This window comes from Zhongshania sp., assembly GCF_041623545.1.
GTDB lineage: Bacteria > Pseudomonadota > Gammaproteobacteria > Pseudomonadales > Spongiibacteraceae > Spongiibacter.
On the sequence record NZ_JBFJWS010000038.1, the window covers coordinates 1 to 19563 of the forward strand.

Consider the following 19563-nt stretch of genomic DNA (forward strand, 5'->3'; position numbering starts at 1 on the left):
AGTTTTTCCACTTGTTTTGCATAGTGATATACCACTGCGGCGCACCATTGCACGTTCCAGAGAACTCGAGCTCTGGGTAGTGAGCAGTCACACGGTTGAGTATGCCGTGATCTTTTTCATTGATATCAATGATCAGTAAGTGGCGCCCATTGTCTAAATCTGCCTGAAAGCGTTTGAACTCGTGGTGGGGTTCTTGAATACCAAATAGTCCGCCTTCCCAAGTGAAAAAGCCCAAGACAACAATGGCGAGAAACACGAAGGGCGTCCAGCCGGCAGCTGTTTCTGTTGCACCGGAGTAATGGCCGACTGCGAGTACCACTGCCGCCGCCGCTGCGCCAATCAGGGCGCCACGCTCCATCGAGTGGACGACATCTTTGCGCAACACTGCTTCAACATCATTGAGCTTTCGCAGCGTCACGCCGCGATCGTCATTGCTTAAAACATGAATTTGCGGAGTGGATATTCCGTTGGCCTCGAGGTCGTGTTCCACTGTTTCGAGTTTGTCGAGATTATCAGCCAGAAAAAAATAGCGTTTCATATTATGCTCCTAACCGTAGCTAGCGTATGCAGTAGCACTGGTCTTAAGAGAATGCGGCCATTGCTGCTACAATCGTCTGCTTTAGTCTAGCAGTGTCGGCGCTGCCTGCCCCGCGCTAAATAGCGCATTATTATTGTATTTTTGTCTAAGCCGCAGCGCTGTGATTTCTTTAAAATCTATTGGCGGTTTGGTTTTGGGAGTGAAATGGCTGTGATTAGTGCGGAAAATGACGCTAAAAAGACTGTTGAGGCAGCCGTAAGCTTGTGGCTTGAGCGTGTGGTTGTTGGGCTAGGATTGTGTCCCTTTGCCGCAAAACCTCTGCAGGAAGCTCGAGTGCGTGTAGATATCAGTTCAGCACAAAGCCCTGAGGAATTAGCTGGGGACTTACATCTTGCGCTCTGTCGCCTAGAGGAGACTCCGGTCGAGACTTTAGAGACTAGTTTGCTGGTTGTGCCGCATATGTTGGCAGATTTTTATGATTATAACGACTTCCTTGATATTGCTGATGCAATGCTGGTGGAGGGGGACTGGGAAGGAGTAATACAAATTGCGAGTTTTCACCCGCAGTACCAGTTTGCTGAAACCGATAAAGATGATGCTGAGAACTTCACGAATCGTGCGCCCTATCCTATTTTTCACCTGCTGCGAGAAGCTAGTTTAGAGGCGGTATTGGCTTCATACCCTGATCCCGATGCAATCCCAGAACGCAATATAGAATTATTTAGTGATATGGATCGTGGCAAACTTAAACACTTATTTCCGTATTGCTTTAAATGATTGCCAACATGATTAACGCCCTGGAGGAAACTGGGCCAATATTTCAGTGACGGCCTGCAGTATCATCGCGTTATTCGCCTTGGGATCGCTATTATGCAGCTCAATGACAAGAGACCCGCGCCAACTTAACTTCATGTCGGTAGGGTTTAAGAAATCAATAATGATTTGTACATTGCGGTTAATGGTGTCTTTGCCTAGGGGTACACCAACTGAGCTACTGACGCCGAAATTACCGCCAAAGCTGCCAAAGCCCAAGCCTAGCCGAGGACCGCGATCAATGGTATCTGCGGCTTCCGCTAAATAGTATTTAACAATAAAGTCGGCATTTTGCTGCTTCTGCGCTGGGCGGAATGACCGGGTGTTTAGCTGAGATTCTAGGGCTGTTTTAGTATTGTCGATAATAAAGGGTGAAATGCCTTTGTCGGCGCCGCTATTTTCCGACCAGATGTAGCGCTGGTAACGACCAAAGTCAGCGCTAGGATTATAGTCTGTGACGACCTTAGTCGAGCTGCAAGCGGCCAGCAAGGTGGTGATGCATAGTATTAGTGCGCTGGCGGTTTTCATAATGTCTTACCCTTTAATTGCCAATGCGGTCGGAAATTTTTACCCAGTTCGGCGCAGGTGGCGTGTCTTGGACAGCTTAGCAGGTGATCATTAACAAAGCCCAGTGCCTGCAAATTGGCATAACAAATTGTGCTGCCAAAAAATCGAAAGCCACGCTTTTTTAAATCCTTGCTAATTTGATCTGATTGCATGCTTGTTGCGGGCACTTCACTTAACTTACGCCAGTGATTTTGTTGCGGCGCGTCATCGAAATAAGACCACATATAGCGCGCAAAGCTGCCGTACTCCTTTTGTATTTCTAGGAATAGCTTTGCGTTGCTAATGGCGCTTTCGATTTTTAAGCGATTACGGACAATGTCGGGATTGGTTTTTAAAATTTCGACCATGGTGTCGTCGAATTTAGCGACTTTGCGGGGATTGAAATTAGCGAATGCTTTTCGGTAGCCCTCGCGTTTGCGTAATACCGTGAGCCAACTTAAGCCGGCTTGGGCCGCTTCTAAAATGAGAAATTCGAAATGGACTGCATCGTCGTCACAGGGTACGCCCCATTCGGTATTGTGATAATCAATATACTGGGGGTCGCTGGTGCACCAGCCACAAAGTTCTGACAACGTTCAGACTCCTTTTTGAATTATGGCTGGCTACAGCACTCATAGAACAGGCGGCTGTGCCATAATGGCCGTCGATATTCTGGTCTACTTTAACGCTAACGGGGAGATTTATGAAAATATTTAAGTCGGTTTTGGCCTTGGCTTTGGCGGCGGGTCTCGTGGCTTGTGCAGAGTCGCCGACAGGGCGCCGTCAGGTGCTGTTATTTTCTGATGGCGAAATGTCACAGATGGGTGGCGCTGCGTTTGACGAAATGAAAAAGAAGATGACGATCAATAAAGACGGCGCCACCAATCGCTATGTAAGTTGTATTGCTGACGCGATCACGGCTAGCTTGCCGTCAGAGTGGCGGGGTAGCTGGGAGGTTGTTGTCTTTGAAGAAGCGTCGGCGAATGCCTTTGCTTTGCCCGGCAAAAAAATTGGCGTGCACACCGGCATTTTTGCCGTGGCAAAAAATGCTGATCAACTCGCGACGGTGATAGGTCACGAAGTCGGCCACGTATTAGCTCATCACAGTGCCGAGCGAATGTCAGTACAAAGTGTTGCTGGTACGGGTACTCAGTTGGTTGGGGTGCTGCTGGGCGAGGGTGCTGGTAAAGAGACTGTTATGGGCTTGCTCGGTTTGGGCACCCAATATGGCGTTGTCCTACCCTATGGTCGCGCGCAAGAGTCGGAAGCGGATATTGTTGGTTTGGATCTAATGGCCAAGTCTGGGTTTAACCCAGAGGCGAGTGTCAGCTTGTGGCAAAATATGAGCGCGGTTAGCGGCGGTCAGCCCCCCGAGTTTATGTCCACCCATCCGTCGCATGCGTCGCGGATTAAAGATTTGCAGCGCCAGTTGGCTACGGCGACGCCGCTATACCAGCAAGCGCAAGCGCGGGGTATTAAGCCGGTGTGTAAGCGTTAAGTCGTAATGCGAGATCTGCGACGATCAGCACTCGATTCGTCGCAGCTACTCGTCGCAACAGGCGCGGTGATTCATTGAAAGCGCTGGCGCCTGACAATCGGGTTTGCCAATGACTTTGGCGGGTACGCCTGCTACTACCGTGTGCGGTGGCACATCCCGTAAGACGACGCTGCCAGCCATTACTTGGGCGCCCTCACCAATATGAATATTACCAAGTATTTTAGCGCCAGCGCTTAGCAATACGCCGTCTGCGACCTTGGGGTGGCGATCACCCTCCTCTTTGCCGGTGCCGCCGAGGGTTACCGACTGCATAATCGAGACATTATTGCCTACCACCGCCGTTTCTCCGATGACGATACCGGTGGCGTGATCCATTAAAATTCCTCTGCCGATTTTGGCGGCGGGGTGGATGTCTACACCAAACTCGCAGGATATCCGGTTTTGAAAATAAAGAGCCAAAGAGGTTCGGCCCTGCAGCCAAAGTGAATGAGCAATACGGTAGGACTGCAATGCGTGGAAGCCCTTAAAATATAAAAAGGGTATCGACAAGCTTGAACAGGCCGAATCTCGCTCGAACACGGCGCAGATATCGGCGCGTATGGCGGCGCCAATAGTTGTGTCGCTACTAAATGCTTTTTCAATCACCTCTCTCACCAGCAGAGCAGACGCCGCGGGGCTGGCGAGGCTGTGTGCCAAATGAAAACTGAGGGCAGTTTCCAAGGTGTCGTGGTTGAGGATGGTGGCGTGTAGAAAACTGGCCAACACGGGTTCGCGTTCAACCTCGCAGGCGGTTTCCTTGCGGATGGTTTGCCATACGGGGTCGAGCTTGTCAGTTTTCTTTGCGGTGCGAATAGTCATGGTTAATAGTGTATCGAAAATGGGGCCAAAGTATAGCGTGGCGTGGCTCATCTGTAATGCTGGTGTGGCGCTGGCGCGATATCTTCATGCATTGGTAATCTTACAAGCATTGCCCGTCGGCTGTGTGCTTGCGACACTAGCTTGATTTCAATTAATGGGCTGACTATGCGACAAGATCAACGACCCTATTGGGTAAAGAAAAGTTATCTGCGTTTTCGCGGCTGGTATACCCAGCATTTTCTTAAGCCCGCCTGTGATTTTTTGGGGGATTACCCCACATTCATGAAACCTTGGTATATCTCGATTTCTGGGCCAAACATTGAAATTGGCCACTGCGCCACTGTGATCGGCGAGCCGGAAAACCGAGTAAAAATTGGCGTGTGGGGCAATGATGAGCACAGTGGCCGGATTAAAATCGGTGACTATGTGCTGATTAGCCCGGGAACCCGAATCTCAGCGGCGAACGAAATCACTATTGGTGACAGTGTGATGATCGCCAATGGCGTGTATATAACCGATAGCGATTGGCATCAAATGTATGACCGTGCCAGCCGAAGCACCGACGTAAGCCCCGTTCGTATTGGCAATAATGTCTGGCTTGGTGACCGCAGCACAGTACTTAAGGGCGTGACAATCGGCGAGAATAGCGTCGTGGCGGCCTGTGCGGTGGTTAGTCGCGATGTGCCAGCTAATGTAGTAGTAGCGGGTAACCCTGCTGTGGTGGTTAAAGAGTTGGACGTGACACGGCCAATGCGAACCCGCGCCGATTATTTTGCAGACCCAGCCGGACAAGCACTGTTTTTTGATGGCGTAGATAAAATGGTGCTGCAGAAAAATGGCTTCTTCCGTTGGTTGAGGATATTGCTGAAGCCAAGTATTAATGATTAGGGGGTGACTTATGTCAATATCGTCAGCCGATTAGTGAACTTTGGGGCTGGCGATAATTTCAATTTGTGCCGGCGAGCCCTCTGACCCTATCAAGAGCTGCTTGCCATCGCGGCTAAATGTGCCAGCTTCAATTTGTGGCATACGCTTAACATCGACGGTGATAGGCGTTTTATTTAGCGCTTGCAGCCACGTTTGATTTGGTTTTCGCGGAAAGAAATAGGTTTTACCCGAGGTGACAATAATCGCCGCATCACCCGCTGGACTAAAGGCCATCGCGGTGGGGGAGAATCGCGTGATTCGCCCAGCGCCCTGGGCTTGATGCTTTTCGGTACTTGGTATGCTGCGAACCTCGCCCAGAAAATTGACTGGGACGGGCTGGCCAGCGAGGGCATCTAAGGAAAATCGATAAAGACGAGGATGGATGTCGCGTTTGCTCAGTATATAAACAAAACGCTCGCGACTATCCACTGCAAGAGCCTCGGCGTCGCGGGGGCCATCTTCGTTAATTAACATGTAGTGGCGAAGAACGTTAGTTTCCGTTTTCGGTGACGTCAGCGCAGTCGGCTCGGCGATTAAATACACGTCCGTAAATGGTCTAAACGCCATGTTATCGCCGATGTCGGCGATAAGTAGATAGCTGCCTGTGGTATCGCTAAAGCCGTCGATATCTTCCCAATCAAACGCCCCGGCGCCTTTTACCTTCAGTTCGGTCAGGAGTTTGCCCTGCTCGTCAAATGCAAATAGGCGGGGGCTGTCGCCGCTGTCATTGTGTGCCCAATAACGATTTTTGTGATGGGGGCTGGCGACTATGCCACTCATTTCCGTCAACAGGGGGGTATTCAGCTCAATACGTAGGTCTGCGCGAGGCTTTTCCGGCGCGGCAAAGCTCAGCGGTACAGCCATTGTGATAGATGCACACAGCAACGCTATGAGTGCGCTAATTTTGACCTTGCTCATAATCTTCCTGTTTGGAGGGCGCGCGAGTGGCAATCCATTATGGAGTGCAATATTAGTGTATCGTTCCCGACGGCTATCCAGAATGGCCGAGGGCGAGTTACGCGGAGTATTTTATCGCTTTAATGATGACGGCGGTGTGGCAATAGGGCTGAGATGTATTTCCATTCCTAAAAGCAATATAGACAGCGTCAAGTTGGCTTGGTAGATTGCGGCCATGGCAAAACTTGAAATCGAAAATAGCAGCGTGCCCCTCCCTGTTGGCGAGAGCAAGCCTTATCACCACGGTGATCTGCGCCGACAACTGCTTGATGCAGCCGCAAAATTAATTCGAGACGAGGGCGAGGCGGCGCTGTCCATGCGCAAGCTCGCCCAAGCGGTCGGAGTCTCTAGAACGGCGCCATACCATCACTTCAATGATAAGCAGGCGTTATTGTGTGCTGTTGCTGAGGAAGGTTTTAGGCGCTTTCGTGCAATTGTGACGGCGGGGGGAGGGCCTGCTGAGGCGACGACTCACGTTGATGTGCTAGATGAAGCCGCAATTCGCCAATTTATAAGCCGCTATATTAATTTCGCAGTGAACAATGCCGAGTATTACGATCTCATGTTCGGCGGTCACTTGTGGAAGTCGCAGCAGCTGACGGCGTCCTTGAAAGCGGAGGCCTATGCCTCGTTTAAAATTTACGTCGATCAAATTCGTCACTGGCAGCAATCACGCTTGGCGGCCGCTGCGGTTGATCCATTGCGCTATGCTCAAGTGAGTTGGTCAACCCTGCACGGTATGAGCCGATTGCTCATTGATGGCATTTATTTGGATTCCGCGGCGGTAGCCGCGATGAGTGACTCTGCGGCCAATATGTTTTGGCGGCAATTGCAGGGCGTCTAAGTCGCGAACCGATAACAAACCTTGCCTGGAGCTGTGGCATGGTTAACACTTCTCAGCGATTAATTCGGTCACCTACTAGGAGTTTGCGTGTCGGCCATTATCAGCGTTTCTAATCTGAATAAAATCTATACTGGGGGTTTTCAAGCCCTTAATAATGTCAGTCTTGATATTCGGCGCGGCGAAATTTTCGCGCTGCTTGGCCCTAATGGCGCAGGTAAAACTACTTTAATTAGTATTATCTGCGGCATTGTAAATCCAAGTAGTGGAACCATTAGTGCTGATGGTAGCGATATTGTGCGCGACTTTCGTGCCGCGCGCAGTAAGATTGGCTTGGTACCTCAGGAGCTCTGTACCGATGGTTTTGAAAGTGTGCTGGCAACGGTTAGATTTAGCCGCGGTTTGTTTGGCAAACCGCCCAATCCGGCGTATATCGAACAAATTCTGAGGCAACTCTCGCTGTGGGATAAAAAAGATTCGCGGATCATGTCCTTGTCAGGTGGTATGAAGCGACGAGTAATGATTGCTAAGGCACTGTCTCACGAGCCGGAAATTCTATTTCTTGATGAACCCACCGCTGGGGTCGACGTCGAGCTGCGACGGGATATGTGGGATATGGTGCGGGGCCTGCGGGAGCGGGGCGTGACGATTATTTTGACCACCCATTATATTGAGGAAGCGGAAGAAATGGCAGACCGCATTGGGGTGATCAATAAGGGCGAAATAATTTTGGTTGAGGACAAGTTGGCGCTTATGGATAAGCTCGGCCAGAAGCAGCTGCGCCTGCAATTGCAAAAACCTTTGGCAGTGTTGCCACTGGAGCTACAATCCTACCCTCTTAGTCTTGGTAGCGAGGGAATGGAGTTAATCTACCATTTTGACACCCAGAGTGAACACACCGGCATCGCCGATTTATTTCGGCGCCTTGATGCCCATGGCATCGATTACCGAGACCTGCAGTCGCGGCAACGCTCCCTTGAGGAGATTTTCGTCAGCCTGGTGTCCGCGCCACAACAAGCGGAGCTCAAATCATGAATATTTATGCAATTCGCGCTATTTATAAGTTTGAGTTGGGTCGTACATGGCGCACTTTGATGCAGAGTATTGCATCGCCGGTTATTTCGACATCGCTTTATTTTGTGGTGTTTGGCTCGGCGATTGGCTCGCGCATGGTCGAAATTGGCGGGGTGAGCTACGGTGCCTTCATCATTCCCGGTTTAATTATGTTGGCCTTATTAACCGAGAGCATTTCCAACGCTTCTTTTGGTATTTACTTCCCTAAATACAATGGCACGATATATGAAATATTGTCTGCACCCATTTCTATGCGTGAGATCTTGCTGGGCTACGTGGGCGCCGCCGCGACGAAGTCAGTGATTCTCGGCGTCATTATCCTCATCACTGCGCGCTTATTTGTCGATTACCATATTGCTCACCCAGTGTGGATGGTTACCTTTCTTTTGTTAACTGCCGTTACCTTTAGTTTATTTGGTTTTATTATCGGTATTTGGGCCGATGGTTTTGAAAAACTACAAATCATACCGATGTTGATTGTGACACCGCTGACCTTTCTTGGCGGCAGCTTTTATTCTATTACCATGTTGCCGCCACTATGGCAGACGATTACCTTGGCAAACCCCGTTGTGTATTTGATCAGCGCGTTTCGCTGGAGCTTTTACGATGTTGCCGATGTTAATGTCGGTGTGAGTGTTGCCATGATTTTATTGTTTATGGCGGGATGTTTGGCACTAATTTCTTGGATGTTTAGAACCGGCTATAGATTAAAAAGTTAATTTCGATACGCCAAGTGGTGAGCATTGGCAGCCTATTGACATAAGTTTACCGTCGCTTTTGCTAAATGTTTGAACAAGCGCAAGTTTGTAAACTTGTTTTTGTATGAAGACATGCTAATGTGACCGCCATGAATAATAAAAACGATATGGCAAAAGTAATTTTTATAACTTTAATCGCAGACAGGCTGCCTAATTTGTTGGGGCCAGTCTTTCTCTTTCCGAGCAACGGAGCTTGCTTAGTTGCTTGATTAACCACGCTAATAAACTTAGAGCAGGACAGGATGCTTTGAATTCCTTAGGCACGCTGTCGGTTCTACGCATGGAGAGAAGAGTGTTGACTACGTTAAATGATGAGTACTTATTGATAAAAGAGTCAGATTATCTGTCGTTAACTGAATTTATAAAACGCAATAGATCTGAAGCGACTGAAGCTTTGGCTGCGGGTATGAGCAAGGCAAAAGTACTTGCCGATGAGGGCTTTCCAGATAATGTGGTGTCGTTAAATGCCACAGTGGATTTTTTTGACCCCGAACTGAGCAAAGAGAGTAAAGTTACTTTAGTGTTGCCCTGGCAGGCGGATTTGACCAAACGAAAAGTGTCGATTCTTTCCCCTGTAGGCTGCGCCTTAATTGGTCTGCGAACAGGGAAACGAATTCATTGGCCTTTATTGAATGGTAAAAGCCGTGTCTTAGATATAGTTGGCGTGAGCCAGCCTCAAAACCGTAAACTCAGTTCCGGTGCGTAATCAGCACTAAAAGTGCGTAATGACCCCAAGGAAGGGGGTTAGCAAGGCCCACCCGCATTCACCCATACCCGTAATTTTTCAGCAAACTCAGTTTCGCTCAATGGCGGTGTGCTGCGGTTTTTTCCTGGATTCCACGCCCATAACACCAAGTCGTCCTCGGTCATGTGCCGAAACAAATCCTCTAGGCTGCGATTGCCATTTTTGCTTGTGTCTTTCAGTGCCGCGCAGAGCTGGCTAGGGCTTAGATCCTCCCAAGCCATGCTCAGCGGTGCAAGGCCCCAGTGTGGCGCGCCAGGTACCTCGTCATCTGCCACATTTGAATCTTGGTGGCAGGCCGCGCATTGCAAGGTGGGCGCGCCGTGATTGTCTTCACCGCGCACCACAAGTTGATCGTGACGGCGGCGCTCGTCCCCTTGCCGGGGAAATTCGGTTTTGGTGTGACAATTTAAGCAGCGCGGGTGGGTGAGCACGTCAAACAGCGGTTGAAATAACGGTGATTGCGCAATGGCGCCCGAGCTGAGTAGGCATGTAAATAGCAATAGGCTTAGCATTCCCACAGGGGCGGGGCTTTTCTTAGAATTCGATGTCATTGTCAGCTCCGAGCTTAGGCGATTTTAAAATTGAGGCGGCGCAAGGGCAGTTCGCGAATACGTTCGCCGCTGGCGGCGAAAATAGCATTGGCGAGCGCGGGGCCGACACAGGGCACGCCGATTTCGCCCACGCCGCCGACGGGATTGCCGCTGTTGACTATAACCGTCTCAATAATCGGCGTTTGATGCATCCGCAATACCGGGTAGTCATCGAAGTTGCTCTGCTGCACCACACCGTCTTCTAGTAAAATCTCCCCGAACAGGACGCTCGACAGTGCAAAGATAACCGCTGATTCGACTTGAGCGATGACTAAGTCGGGGTTGACGGCTGTGCCGCAATCCACCGCACTGACGACTCGGTGCACGGTTAATTCACGGTTGGCGGACACGGAGACCTCGACCACTTGGGCAATAAAACTGTTCCAATGCCCCATGACGGCGATGCCCTTTTTTCTGCCAGAGGTGGTTTGGCCCCAGTTGGCGGCTTGAGCGACTGCGTCGAGCACGGCGCGGTGGCGCGGCTTCTCACTGAGTAGCTCGCGCCGGAATGCGTAGGGGTTCTTGCCGACCCGCAGCGCCAATTCGTCGATAAAAGTCTCTTGGGCAAAAACATCGGTGAATTTATTTACCGAGCGCATCCACAGCGATGGCATCGCTGGGAGAATCGTAAGATGAGCATCCATGAGCACATTGTCGATTTTGTAGGGCATCCCGGATTCGAAGTCAGTGAGCTCTGCTAGCGGCGGTAATTCCATGTCGTGAAAGGCGTCTAAAGCATTTTCGATATACAGTGAGCCCGTTACGTCTTGCGTCACGGCGCGGTGGGTCCACGCGATGACATTATCCGCACTGTTTAATGACGCAGATACCCGAACTGCCGCTGCGGGCCGGTAGTAGCCGCCTTTCATATCGTCTTCTCTAGTCCAAATAACCTTCACGGGCAGTTGCAGCGCTTTCGCAACCGCGCAGGCATCGCGAACATAATCAGCAAGCGGGTTGCCGCGTCGGCCAAAGCCGCCACCCGAGGGCATCATATGGAAGTTGATTTGGTCGGGTAGCAGGCCGAGTACTTGTGAGGCAAAGAGCTTGTCGAGGGTGGCTGATTGCGTACCAGTCCAGATTTCGGCGCTACTGCCATCGTAATCCACGACGACGTTGAGGGGTTCCATGGCGGCGTGGGCCATAAATGGGAAGTAATAATCAGCGCTCAGGGTTTCGCTGGCTTGTGCCTGCGCTAAAAGCGTGGAGCCGTCGGTGCGGATCGGTAAACCGGGTAGGTTCAGGCGAAGATTGTACTCGTCGCGCTGGCTGGCCGAATCGGTTCGGCCAGCCAGTAATTCATTCCAGCTGACTTGTAGCGCTTTGCGGCCTTGCTGCGCGGACCAAAAGTCGTCGGCGACCACCGCCACACCACCGGGAATAGTGTGCACACTGCGAACGCCAGGCACGGCTAACGCGGCGTTGTCGTCAACACTGAGGGCTTGACCGTTAAAGCGCGGTGGCCGAGCAATAAGTGCAGTGAGCATGCCGGGAATGTCGACATCCATACCATATTGAAAGCTGCCGTCAGTTTTGGCGCTGGCGTCAGTGCGCTGACGTGAGGTGCCAATGATACGGTAACTGGCCGGGTCTTTTAGGGTAGGGTTGCTTGGCACATCCTCTTCGGCTGCGGCGCTAGAAAGGTCGCCGTAACTGGCGCTACGGCCGCCTATATCGTCGATGACATAGCTCGCTTCGGTGCGCAGTGTGCTCGGGTCGACCGCCCAGCGTTTGGCAGCGGCGTTAATGAGCATTTGTCGAACTGCTGCGCCGATACTGCGCTGGGGCTCAAAATAGCCGCGAATACTGGAGCTGGCGACGGTAAATTGTAGAGTACTTTGAAAGTAGGGGTTATTAAAGTTGGCGGCGACCGGCGATTGTTCAGCGCTTACTAGGCTCCAGTCGGCATCCAGTTCTTCAGCAACAATCATGGGGATTGCAGTGAGGGCGCCCTGGCCGATTTCGGTCGCGCCGACTAGCACCGTTATACGGTTATCAGTGCCGATACGCATAAATTCGCCGAGAATGAATTCTTCGGCGGGTGTGGCGGGTGGCGTACCGTTATTGTTGCCCGGCGTCGTTGCTGGGCGTTTGCTAGACGAGCCGCCGCAGGCAACCAGTAAACCACCGCCCGCCAAAACGCTGACTCGAAGGAAATCTCGTCGGCTAAAACCAGAGTGCGTCATCGTCGGCTCCTATAGTTGTTCGCTGGCGATTTTGTGAATCGCCTTACGAATGCGTGGGTAGGTGCCGCAGCGGCAGATGTTGCCTGACATAGCGCGATCAATGTCTTGGTCGCTGGGGGCCGAATTACTTTTAAGTAAGGCGGTCGCGGCCATAATTTGACCGGACTGGCAGTAGCCGCATTGCGGCACATTCAGCTCTTGCCAAGCGTTTTGTACAAGGCTGCCAATATGCTCATTGCGAATATCTTCAACGGTGCGCACAGCTTTATTGCCAACTGCGCCGACCGGCATGACGCAGGAGCGCGTGGGTTGGCCGTCGATATGCACGGTGCAGGCGCCACACAGGGCTTGTCCGCAACCGTATTTGCTGCCGGTGAGTTTGAGATTTTCACGCAAGACCCACAGCAGAGGCTTGTCCTCGGGGGCGTCGACGGTGTGGGCTACCCCGTTCACTTGGATTGTAAGCATGCATTCACTCCTACTTCTTTCCGCCGAGCGGATTCGAGCTGATCATTTTATTGCAATTGTCTAGCGCTGTGTGGTTCGTCGCTTCGAGCCCAATGGGGGTCAGCTTTGTTCGTCAACAGGCTTTATCCGGTTTTATGCCACACTACTCTAACGGCAGTGCTTATTTGTACCGTTGAAAATACCAACCCATGTTGTACGTGTAAACACTGATTGTGGATCAGTGTGATGCGGTTTTAATTTTCATTCCCTAAGTGCGCTTAGTAAGGCAGCCTCAGCGGGGCTTCCTGCATTAATGCGAGTTGCTCGCGTAATTGAAGAATGTGTTCGCCCCAGTAACGCTCAGTATTAAACCAAGGAAAAGCCTTGGGGAAGGCTGGGTCTTGCCAGCGGCGCGCGAGCCAAGCTGCGTGATGCATTATGCGCAGGCTGCGTAGGGCTTCGATTAGGCTAAGTTCCTTAGGATTGAAATCGTAAAATTCATTGTAGCCTTCGACTAATTCCATAATAGCGCGTTGCTGGGCGTCAGTTTCGCCGGAGAGAAACATCCACAAATCCTGAATGGCGGGCGCCATGCGGCTGTCGTCAAAGTCGACCAGCCAGGTTTCACCATTGCGAGAGAGTATGTTGCCAACGTGACCGTCGCCATGGGTGCGAATATAAGTCGGCGAAACGTCGGCAAAGCGTTGGTGGACTCGTTTCAATAGATCCGCGCTAAGGCTGCCGTAGGCATCACTTAGATTGCTTGGGATGACACCGTTGAGGATGAAACTGCGGCTATCGTCGCCAAAGCTCCTGGTGTCGAGCGTTGGGCGATACTGAAACGGTGCGCTGGCGCCCACCAAGTGAAGGCGACCAATTAGGCGCCCTAGCTGGAAGAGGTTGTCCATATCATCTAGCGCGGGTGCGTGGCCGCCGCGACGGGGGTAGAGGGCGAAGCGATAGCCCTCAAAGGTAAATAAACTTGTGCCAGCGTCGTCCCGCCACGGAGCAATCACCGGTATATCGGTTTCAAACAGCTGTTGGGTGAATTGGTGCTCTTCTAAAATTTGCTCGTCGCTCCAGCGCTCGGGACGGTAAAACTTCACCACCAGCGGCTCTTTGTCTTCTAGGCCGAATTGGTAAACCCTGTTTTCATAGCTGTTTAGGGCAAATACTCGAAGATCGCTGATGAAGCCTAGGCTTTCGACGGCGTCGATAACGCGGTCCGGGTTAAGTTCAGCAAAATCTTGTTGTTCGGTCTCGCTCATGATGCGACTCCATATTCATTTACGAGGGCGACGGTTTTAATTTGCGCGAATACCTGTTGGCCTACTTGCAAATTTAAACGGTCTCGGGATTTTCGGGTGATACGGGCCAGCAAATACTGATCGCCCACACTTAGGCGCACAGTGACTTGGGGGTTCATGGCGTTGTGCTGGGCGGTATCGCCGTCGAGGGTATCGATGGTACAGCTTAGAATATTCAAAATGCTGCTTTGCCGTGGGGCTTCAAGGCTGATGCTGATATCCCGAGCGGCAACAAAAAGTCTAAGTTGCCGACCTGGTGCAGCGGGGATTTGGTTAATACTGAGCTGGTGGTTTGCATCTAGCCGCAGGGTGCTTAGCTGATATTCTTGATCATGGCTGTAGACGCTGGCAATCAATACGGCGCCTGCATCCTGCTGGCGACTGAGTGGTAAATCTAAACGGCTACTTAGTTCGACCAAGCCGCCTTCGGCAATAAGTTGGCCATTTTCCAATAAGAGTACATGGTCGGCGAGGCGGCTGACTTCGTGAAAGCTGTGACTGACATAAATAATGGGTAAATTAAGGTGCTGTGGCAGCGTTTGTAGCACATCCATCATCTGGTCTCTGGCGGCATCATGAAGTCCAGCTAAAGGTTCGTCCATTAATAGTAATTGGGGGTGGCGTAGCAGAGCGCGGGCAATAGCGACCCGCTTGCGTTCGCCACCTGAGAGTTTGTTAACGCCTCGATTTAGTAGGGGCTGAATTTGCAACCAGTCGCAGATCTCCGCAAAACTCGGTCCCGCTGAGCGAAACTGGCGCTTTTGGGCGTAGCGTAAATTGGCGGTAACGCTGAGGTGGGGGAATAATTGGGCATCTTGAAATACCAGCCCTATGCCGCGTTTTTCACAGCGTAAAAAATGCGCTTCGGTTTGCCAGTCGGTCCCGGAAAATTGCACCATGCCAGTGGGGGCGCGATCTAGGCCTGCGATGCAGCGCAGCAAGCTGGTTTTGCCGCTGCCGCTTGGGCCGCAAATGGCCGTAATCCCAGTGCCTGGTATTGCAGTATCAATATCGAGCCTGAATTCGTCGCGTTGAAGATGCAGAGATAGCAGTAAGCTCATGCCCGTGCCTTTGTTGAGGCGTTGCCGCTAAGCGCTATCGCTATGCCGGGCGTGCGATTCAGGCGATAGACTGCACAGAGTACAATAAAGGAAAAGGCGATCAGTCCACCGGCGAGCCAGTGAGCTGCACTGTATTGCAGTGATTCGACTCGGTCGTAGAGTGCGATGGACAAGACCTGGGTGCGGCCGGGAATATTGCCGCCAATCATGAGTACTACGCCAAACTCACCCACGGTGTGGGCGAAGCCCAAGGTTATGGCGACGAGAAAATTGCTGCGGCATAGGGGCACCACAATACTCGTAAAGCGGTCGAGGCTGGTGGCGCCGAGACTCGCCGCAGTCTCCAATAGCGCTTTGGGGAGCTGTTGAAAGCCACTTTGCAATGGCTGCACCACAAACGGTAGCGAATAGAGCACGGAGGCAATAACGAGGGCGCTGAAACTAAAGGCAAGGTTGTCGCCTGTTATGCCGAACCAAAATTGCGCTAGAGGTGAGCTGGGTGCAAAGGCAATAAGGAGGTAAAAGCCGAGTACCGTTGGCGGCAATACTAGTGGTAGCGCCACCAGCGCCTCAATAAAGGGTTTGCCGCGCCACGGAGTATTGGCCAGCCACCATGCAAGTGGTGTGGCGATGATCAGCAGAATGAGTGTTGTGAGTCCTGCTAATTTCAGTGTCAGGAAAATCGCCAGCCAATCGTGATGGCTCATGTTTGCGTACCTGATGCTTTATCGAGGAGGCGGTATTGGAAATCGTGCATTTGTCGCCTCCATTTTTTTGCTAGTTAGGGGGTGCGCGCCAGACACCAGATATCAAGTTGCCGGGCGCCATTGCGCGCCAGTATAGCGGCCACGGTATTGGCTGTCGCGGTTGTTGTCACCACGTCGTCAACAATGGCGATGTGCTTGTCTTGGATCGGGCTCCCGGGAATAAAGGTGAATGCTTGTTTAATATTTTTCTGGCGCATTGCGGCGCTAAGCTTTTGTTGCGATGGCGTGGCGTGGGGGTGAGCAAGGGCGTGGCAAACGGGAATGCCTAGCGCTTTTCCCCAATCGTCAGCGAGCACAGCCGCTTGGTTGAAGCCGCGTTGCCAGCGTCGCCGCCAGTGGATGGGCACTGGGACTAAGAGCTCGGGCAAGACGTCGAGGTCACCACCAACAGCGTTGAGCCATAGTTCTGCTAACACGGAACCATAGCTAAGTTGGCCGCGATGTTTAAACCCGGCAATTAGGCGATCAATCGGGAAGTCGTAGCGCAGTGGGGTCAGGCACTGGGAAAAGACTGGGGGCTTACTGAGGCAGCGGCCGCACTCGCTGTAGCTATCGCGGATGGATAGGGGGAGTGCGCAGCGAGCGCAGTGCGCTTCTAGCCAGGGTAAGTCGGCTTCGCAGCGGTGACACAGGTCAATTTGGCGAAAACTTGGGGCTTTACATAAAATACAGCACCCGTTAAAAGCTTTATAAATCATATGCTTATAAAATCTGTTAACCATGAGCATCCTTGCAGGTTGACAGCTTGCGCCAAGCCTTTATCATACTAGGCTTTACGACTTCGCCCAAACGGGACTTTATCATGACTGCACATACGCCAACGACAATTCGTACTGACTGGACCAGCCAAGAGGTTCAGGCCTTATTTGCTCAGCCGTTTAATGATTTGTTGTTTCAAGCGCAAACCGTGCACCGTGCTAATTTTGATCCTAATGCCGTGCAAGTCAGTACCTTATTGTCGATTAAAACCGGCGCCTGCCCCGAAGATTGCAAATATTGCCCCCAGAGCAATCGCTACGACACTGGCCTTGAAGCCGAAAAGCTGATGGAAGTCGAAAAAGTGTTGGCCGAAGCCCGTGCAGCTAAAGCCTCAGGCACTACTCGTTTTTGCATGGGCGCGGCGTGGCGCTCGCCCAAGAAAAAAGATATGCCCTATGTCACCGCGATGGTGAAGGGGGTAAAGGAAATGGGCTTAGAAACGTGTATGACCTTGGGTATGCTAACCGGCGAGCAAGCGGCGGAATTGGCTGATGCAGGCCTAGATTATTACAACCACAATCTTGATACCTCGCCAGAGTACTACGGCGAAATCATCACCACGCGTACCTATCAAGACCGTTTGGGTACACTTGCAAATGTTCGCGATGCAGGGATAAAGGTATGCAGCGGCGGCATTGTGGGTATGGGCGAGTCGATAAAAGACCGTGCTGGTTTATTGATACAGTTGGCAAATTTACCGGTCCAGCCTGAAAGCGTGCCGATCAATATGTTGGTTAAAGTAGAAGGCACGCCGATGGCCGAATTGGCTGACCTGGACCCCTTTGACTTTATTCGGACCATCGCTGTGGCGCGTATTATGATGCCAAAATCCCATGTGCGTTTATCCGCTGGCCGGGAGGCGATGAACGAAGAAATGCATGCGCTAGCGTATTTTGCTGGTGCAAATTCAATTTTCTATGGTGAAAAACTGCTGACCACCCCCAATCCCAAGGCTAATAAAGATCTTGAGTTGTTTGCTCGTTTAGGGATTAAGCCTGAAGAGCGCCATGTTGAACAAGACGACGAGGCGCAGAGCGAAATGCTATTAGGTGCAGTCCAGCAAGTAGAGAATAATCGCTTTTTCTACGACGCAACGGCCTGATTTGCAGCGCTGTAATGCATTGTGATGAATGAGGTTTTACAGCGCCGCCTCGCCGAGCGCAGTGCGCAGTCCCGCTACCGCAGTAGACGGTTGCTGGAGTCGGCCCAAGGGCCGCGCTTGCAAGTTGCTGGTTGCGACTTATTACAGTTTTGCAGTAATGATTATCTCGGCCTCGCAAATCACCCAAAGTTGATTGCAGCAATGCAAGACACCGCCGCGCAGTTTGGCGTGGGGGGCGGAGCCTCGCACCTTGTTTGTGGCCATTCGGTTCACCACCACTACCTAGAAGAACGTTTGGCAAAAATCACTGGCCGTGATCGCGCGCTGCTTTTCTCCACGGGCTATATGGCCAATCTCGGTACCGTTACTGCCATACTGGGCAAGGGCGACCATATTCTCGAAGATCGTCTTAACCATGCGTCCTTGCTTGATGCTGGTTTGCTGAGCGGTGCGCGTTTTCAGCGCTTTCAGCACAATGATATGGCTGATCTTGAGCGTCGCCTGCAAAAACTTCCCGCCGAGGGTAATCGCCTGATTGTGGTGGATGCAGTATTCAGTATGGATGGGGATATGGCCCCTCTTGATGAACTAGCTGCCTTAGCGAGCAAATACGGTGCTTGGTTGATGGCGGATGACGCTCACGGCTTTGGTGTGCTTGGTGAGCATGGCGCTGGTAGCGCAGAATTGTTCGGTCTGGATCAGGCACAATTACCGGTGCTAATGGGCACGCTGGGCAAAGGGCTGGGGAGTTTTGGCGCCTTCGTGGCGGGAAGTGAGGAGCTAATTGAGACCTTAATTCAGTTTGCTCGCCCCTATATTTATACCACGGCGATGCCACCCGCGGTGGCGGCGGCCACAGTCGCCGGTTTAGACCTGCTTGCCGAAGAAGCGTGGCGGCGTAGGCATTTACAGGAATTGATTGGCTACTTTCGCAAGCGTGCCGCTGAATTGAAACTACCTGTAATGGACTCGGTGACGGCAATACAGCCCCTGTTAATTGGCGATGAACAGAGGGCAATGGCCTTAAGTGCAGCGCTGGAACAGCGTGGCATTTTGGTTTCGGCTATTCGCCCGCCCACTGTGCCGGTTGGCAGCTCGCGCCTCCGTATTACTCTGTCGGCTGGGCATAGCGAGGCTGATGTTGATCAATTGTTGGTGGCACTGGTCGAGGCGCTTGACGTTTAATGGCCATTTTTCGTGAGCACCTAGCGGCCTATCGCAAGGACGCCGCCGAACTCGTCTTGCTGCATGGCTGGGCCAGTGATTCGTCAATTTGGCGGCCTTTGTTGGCCACCTTGCGCCGGAATTTCAACATTACCCTCATTGACCTGCCGGGTTGTGGCCGCAGTGACGGGTTAGCAGCGAGCGGTGGCCCAGATGATTACATCAGCGCGATTTTGCCTGTGTTGCCAGCGCGGGCGATATACTGTGGCTGGTCTTTGGGTGGCATGCTGGCAACACGATTAGCTGCGCGCTTCCCTGATCGCGTGCAAGCGCTGATTTGTGTTGCTAGCAATGCGGTGTTTGTTGCCGACGATGATTGGCCCGCAGCTATGCCAGCAAAGGACTTTGAGCATTTTTCCGCGCTCGTCGCTAATAAACCGAACGCGGCATTGCGCCGGTTTGAATTGCTACAGCTGCATGGTGACAGTTGTAGCGATGAAGTTCGCGCGGAGCTAAAGTGCCTTGTACCGGCTCCAAGGGCTGAATATTTGTCGGCGGGCTTAGTGTGTCTGAAAACAATGGACAATCGCCAGTCGCTGGCGGAGTTGACGTGTCCTTGCCTTTA

22 protein-coding genes are annotated in these 19563 nt (G+C 51.9%); 10 read left to right on the forward strand and 12 right to left on the reverse strand.

What is annotated here, in order from left to right; genetic code table 11:
* Positions 1 to 538, reverse strand: a 538-nt coding sequence (locus tag ABYT30_RS06570; protein WP_373095711.1) for an NAD/FAD-utilizing enzyme, incomplete at its 3' end; no start/stop codon positions are given.
* Between the two features lie 204 nt (positions 539 to 742).
* Between ABYT30_RS06570 and ABYT30_RS06575 the strand changes: the two genes are divergently transcribed.
* Positions 743 to 1315: a DUF1415 domain-containing protein gene (locus tag ABYT30_RS06575; protein WP_373095713.1), complete on the forward strand. Its 573-nt coding sequence runs from the start codon at positions 743 to 745 to the stop codon at positions 1313 to 1315.
* Between the two features lie 12 nt (positions 1316 to 1327).
* Here ABYT30_RS06575 and ABYT30_RS06580 read toward each other — a convergent pair whose 3' ends face one another.
* On the reverse strand, positions 1328 to 1879 hold the full coding sequence (locus ABYT30_RS06580) for a DUF4136 domain-containing protein (RefSeq protein ID WP_373081227.1): 552 nt from the start codon (positions 1877 to 1879) through the stop codon (positions 1328 to 1330).
* Positions 1876 to 2490, reverse strand: a complete 615-nt coding sequence (locus ABYT30_RS06585; protein ID WP_373081225.1) for a DNA-3-methyladenine glycosylase I — start codon at positions 2488 to 2490, stop codon at positions 1876 to 1878. Before ABYT30_RS06585 ends, ABYT30_RS06580 begins: the two co-directional genes overlap by 4 nt.
* 110 nt (positions 2491 to 2600) lie before the next feature.
* On the opposite strand from ABYT30_RS06585, the gene ABYT30_RS06590 reads away from it, so the two are divergent.
* A complete protein-coding gene (locus ABYT30_RS06590) occupies positions 2601 to 3395 on the forward strand; it encodes a M48 family metallopeptidase (RefSeq protein ID WP_373081223.1) in 795 nt (264 codons plus the stop codon).
* A 45-nt stretch (positions 3396 to 3440) separates the two neighbouring features.
* Here ABYT30_RS06590 and cysE read toward each other — a convergent pair whose 3' ends face one another.
* Positions 3441 to 4253, reverse strand: a complete 813-nt coding sequence (gene cysE / locus ABYT30_RS06595) for a serine O-acetyltransferase (RefSeq protein WP_373081237.1) — start codon at positions 4251 to 4253, stop codon at positions 3441 to 3443.
* Between the two features lie 165 nt (positions 4254 to 4418).
* Here cysE and ABYT30_RS06600 point away from each other — a divergent pair, with 165 nt between their 5' ends.
* A complete protein-coding gene (locus tag ABYT30_RS06600; RefSeq protein WP_373081221.1) occupies positions 4419 to 5141 on the forward strand; it encodes a DapH/DapD/GlmU-related protein in 723 nt (240 codons plus the stop codon).
* A 30-nt stretch (positions 5142 to 5171) separates the two neighbouring features.
* On the opposite strand, the gene ABYT30_RS06605 is transcribed toward ABYT30_RS06600, so the two are convergent.
* A complete protein-coding gene (locus tag ABYT30_RS06605) occupies positions 5172 to 6098 on the reverse strand; it encodes a hypothetical protein (RefSeq protein WP_373081219.1) in 927 nt (308 codons plus the stop codon).
* 214 nt (positions 6099 to 6312) lie between these two features.
* Between ABYT30_RS06605 and ABYT30_RS06610 the strand changes: the two genes are divergently transcribed.
* The 4 genes from ABYT30_RS06610 to ABYT30_RS06625 all read left to right on the forward strand — a co-directional run bounded on the left by ABYT30_RS06610 (position 6313) and on the right by ABYT30_RS06625 (position 9516).
* A complete protein-coding gene (locus ABYT30_RS06610; RefSeq protein WP_373081217.1) occupies positions 6313 to 6981 on the forward strand; it encodes a TetR/AcrR family transcriptional regulator in 669 nt (222 codons plus the stop codon).
* An 87-nt stretch (positions 6982 to 7068) separates the two neighbouring features.
* On the forward strand, positions 7069 to 8013 hold the full coding sequence (locus ABYT30_RS06615) for an ABC transporter ATP-binding protein (RefSeq protein ID WP_373081215.1): 945 nt from the start codon (positions 7069 to 7071) through the stop codon (positions 8011 to 8013).
* Positions 8010 to 8771 (forward strand): ABC transporter permease, encoded by a 762-nt coding sequence (locus ABYT30_RS06620; RefSeq protein WP_373081214.1) that lies wholly within the window; start codon positions 8010 to 8012, stop codon positions 8769 to 8771. The genes ABYT30_RS06615 and ABYT30_RS06620 overlap by 4 nt, the downstream gene beginning before the upstream one ends.
* A 286-nt stretch (positions 8772 to 9057) precedes the next feature.
* Entirely contained in the window at positions 9058 to 9516 is a 459-nt protein-coding gene (locus tag ABYT30_RS06625; protein WP_373081212.1) for a GreA/GreB family elongation factor, read from the forward strand.
* A 38-nt stretch (positions 9517 to 9554) separates the two neighbouring features.
* On the opposite strand, the gene ABYT30_RS06630 is transcribed toward ABYT30_RS06625, so the two are convergent.
* The 7 genes from ABYT30_RS06630 to ABYT30_RS06660 form a co-directional block, all read right to left on the reverse strand.
* Positions 9555 to 10106, reverse strand: a complete 552-nt coding sequence (locus ABYT30_RS06630) for a hypothetical protein (RefSeq protein WP_373081210.1) — start codon at positions 10104 to 10106, stop codon at positions 9555 to 9557.
* 14 nt (positions 10107 to 10120) lie between these two features.
* The gene (locus tag ABYT30_RS06635) at positions 10121 to 12331 is read right to left on the reverse strand and encodes a molybdopterin cofactor-binding domain-containing protein (RefSeq protein ID WP_373081209.1); all 2211 of its coding nucleotides are present in this window, start codon (positions 12329 to 12331) and stop codon (positions 10121 to 10123) included.
* A 9-nt stretch (positions 12332 to 12340) separates the two neighbouring features.
* Positions 12341 to 12799, reverse strand: coding sequence for a (2Fe-2S)-binding protein (locus ABYT30_RS06640; protein ID WP_373081207.1), 459 nt, complete (start codon positions 12797 to 12799; stop codon positions 12341 to 12343).
* A gap of 257 nt (positions 12800 to 13056) precedes the next feature.
* Positions 13057 to 14046, reverse strand: a complete 990-nt coding sequence (locus ABYT30_RS06645) for a serine/threonine protein kinase (protein ID WP_373081205.1) — start codon at positions 14044 to 14046, stop codon at positions 13057 to 13059.
* Complete coding sequence (gene modC, locus ABYT30_RS06650) at positions 14043 to 15146, reverse strand: molybdenum ABC transporter ATP-binding protein (protein WP_373081203.1); 1104 nt, start codon at positions 15144 to 15146, stop codon at positions 14043 to 14045. Before modC ends, ABYT30_RS06645 begins: the two co-directional genes overlap by 4 nt.
* Entirely contained in the window at positions 15143 to 15853 is a 711-nt protein-coding gene (modB, locus tag ABYT30_RS06655) for a molybdate ABC transporter permease subunit (protein WP_373081202.1), read from the reverse strand. Before modB ends, modC begins: the two co-directional genes overlap by 4 nt.
* A 74-nt stretch (positions 15854 to 15927) precedes the next feature.
* Positions 15928 to 16635 carry a ComF family protein gene (locus ABYT30_RS06660; RefSeq protein ID WP_373095715.1) on the reverse strand — a complete coding sequence of 236 codons (708 nt, stop codon included), beginning with the start codon at positions 16633 to 16635 and terminating at the stop codon, positions 15928 to 15930.
* Positions 16636 to 16715: 80 nt separating this feature from the next.
* On the opposite strand from ABYT30_RS06660, the gene bioB reads away from it, so the two are divergent.
* The 3 genes from bioB to ABYT30_RS06675 form a co-directional block, all read left to right on the forward strand.
* A complete protein-coding gene (bioB, locus tag ABYT30_RS06665; RefSeq protein ID WP_373095717.1) occupies positions 16716 to 17774 on the forward strand; it encodes a biotin synthase BioB in 1059 nt (352 codons plus the stop codon).
* 24 nt (positions 17775 to 17798) lie between these two features.
* Positions 17799 to 18959 carry an 8-amino-7-oxononanoate synthase gene (gene bioF, locus ABYT30_RS06670; RefSeq protein ID WP_373095719.1) on the forward strand — a complete coding sequence of 387 codons (1161 nt, stop codon included), beginning with the start codon at positions 17799 to 17801 and terminating at the stop codon, positions 18957 to 18959.
* A partial coding sequence (locus ABYT30_RS06675) for an alpha/beta fold hydrolase (RefSeq protein ID WP_373095720.1) occupies positions 18959 to 19563 on the forward strand: 605 nt, incomplete at its 3' end. The genes bioF and ABYT30_RS06675, both read left to right, overlap by 1 nt.

Bases quoted from the DNA above. Each gene is read 5' to 3' on its own strand.
- ABYT30_RS06605 (WP_373081219.1), bottom strand. From the start codon at position 6,098: ATGAGCAAGGTCAAAATTAGCGCACTCATAGCGTTGCTGTGTGCATCT.
- ABYT30_RS06635 (WP_373081209.1), bottom strand. From the start codon at position 12,331: ATGACGCACTCTGGTTTTAGCCGACGAGATTTCCTTCGAGTCAGCGTT.
- ABYT30_RS06640 (WP_373081207.1), bottom strand. From the start codon at position 12,799: ATGCTTACAATCCAAGTGAACGGGGTAGCCCACACCGTCGACGCCCCC.
- modB (WP_373081202.1), bottom strand. From the start codon at position 15,853: ATGAGCCATCACGATTGGCTGGCGATTTTCCTGACACTGAAATTAGCA.
- bioB (WP_373095717.1), top strand. From the start codon at position 16,716: ATGACTGCACATACGCCAACGACAATTCGTACTGACTGGACCAGCCAA.
- modC (WP_373081203.1), bottom strand. From the start codon at position 15,146: ATGAGCTTACTGCTATCTCTGCATCTTCAACGCGACGAATTCAGGCTC.
- ABYT30_RS06620 (WP_373081214.1), top strand. From the start codon at position 8,010: ATGAATATTTATGCAATTCGCGCTATTTATAAGTTTGAGTTGGGTCGT.
- ABYT30_RS06630 (WP_373081210.1), bottom strand. From the start codon at position 10,106: ATGACATCGAATTCTAAGAAAAGCCCCGCCCCTGTGGGAATGCTAAGC.
- cysE (WP_373081237.1), bottom strand. From the start codon at position 4,253: ATGACTATTCGCACCGCAAAGAAAACTGACAAGCTCGACCCCGTATGG.
- ABYT30_RS06590 (WP_373081223.1), top strand. From the start codon at position 2,601: ATGAAAATATTTAAGTCGGTTTTGGCCTTGGCTTTGGCGGCGGGTCTC.
- ABYT30_RS06580 (WP_373081227.1), bottom strand. From the start codon at position 1,879: ATGAAAACCGCCAGCGCACTAATACTATGCATCACCACCTTGCTGGCC.
- ABYT30_RS06660 (WP_373095715.1), bottom strand. From the start codon at position 16,635: ATGGTTAACAGATTTTATAAGCATATGATTTATAAAGCTTTTAACGGG.
- bioF (WP_373095719.1), top strand. From the start codon at position 17,799: ATGAATGAGGTTTTACAGCGCCGCCTCGCCGAGCGCAGTGCGCAGTCC.
- ABYT30_RS06645 (WP_373081205.1), bottom strand. From the start codon at position 14,046: ATGAGCGAGACCGAACAACAAGATTTTGCTGAACTTAACCCGGACCGC.
- ABYT30_RS06575 (WP_373095713.1), top strand. From the start codon at position 743: ATGGCTGTGATTAGTGCGGAAAATGACGCTAAAAAGACTGTTGAGGCA.
- ABYT30_RS06610 (WP_373081217.1), top strand. From the start codon at position 6,313: ATGGCAAAACTTGAAATCGAAAATAGCAGCGTGCCCCTCCCTGTTGGC.
- ABYT30_RS06600 (WP_373081221.1), top strand. From the start codon at position 4,419: ATGCGACAAGATCAACGACCCTATTGGGTAAAGAAAAGTTATCTGCGT.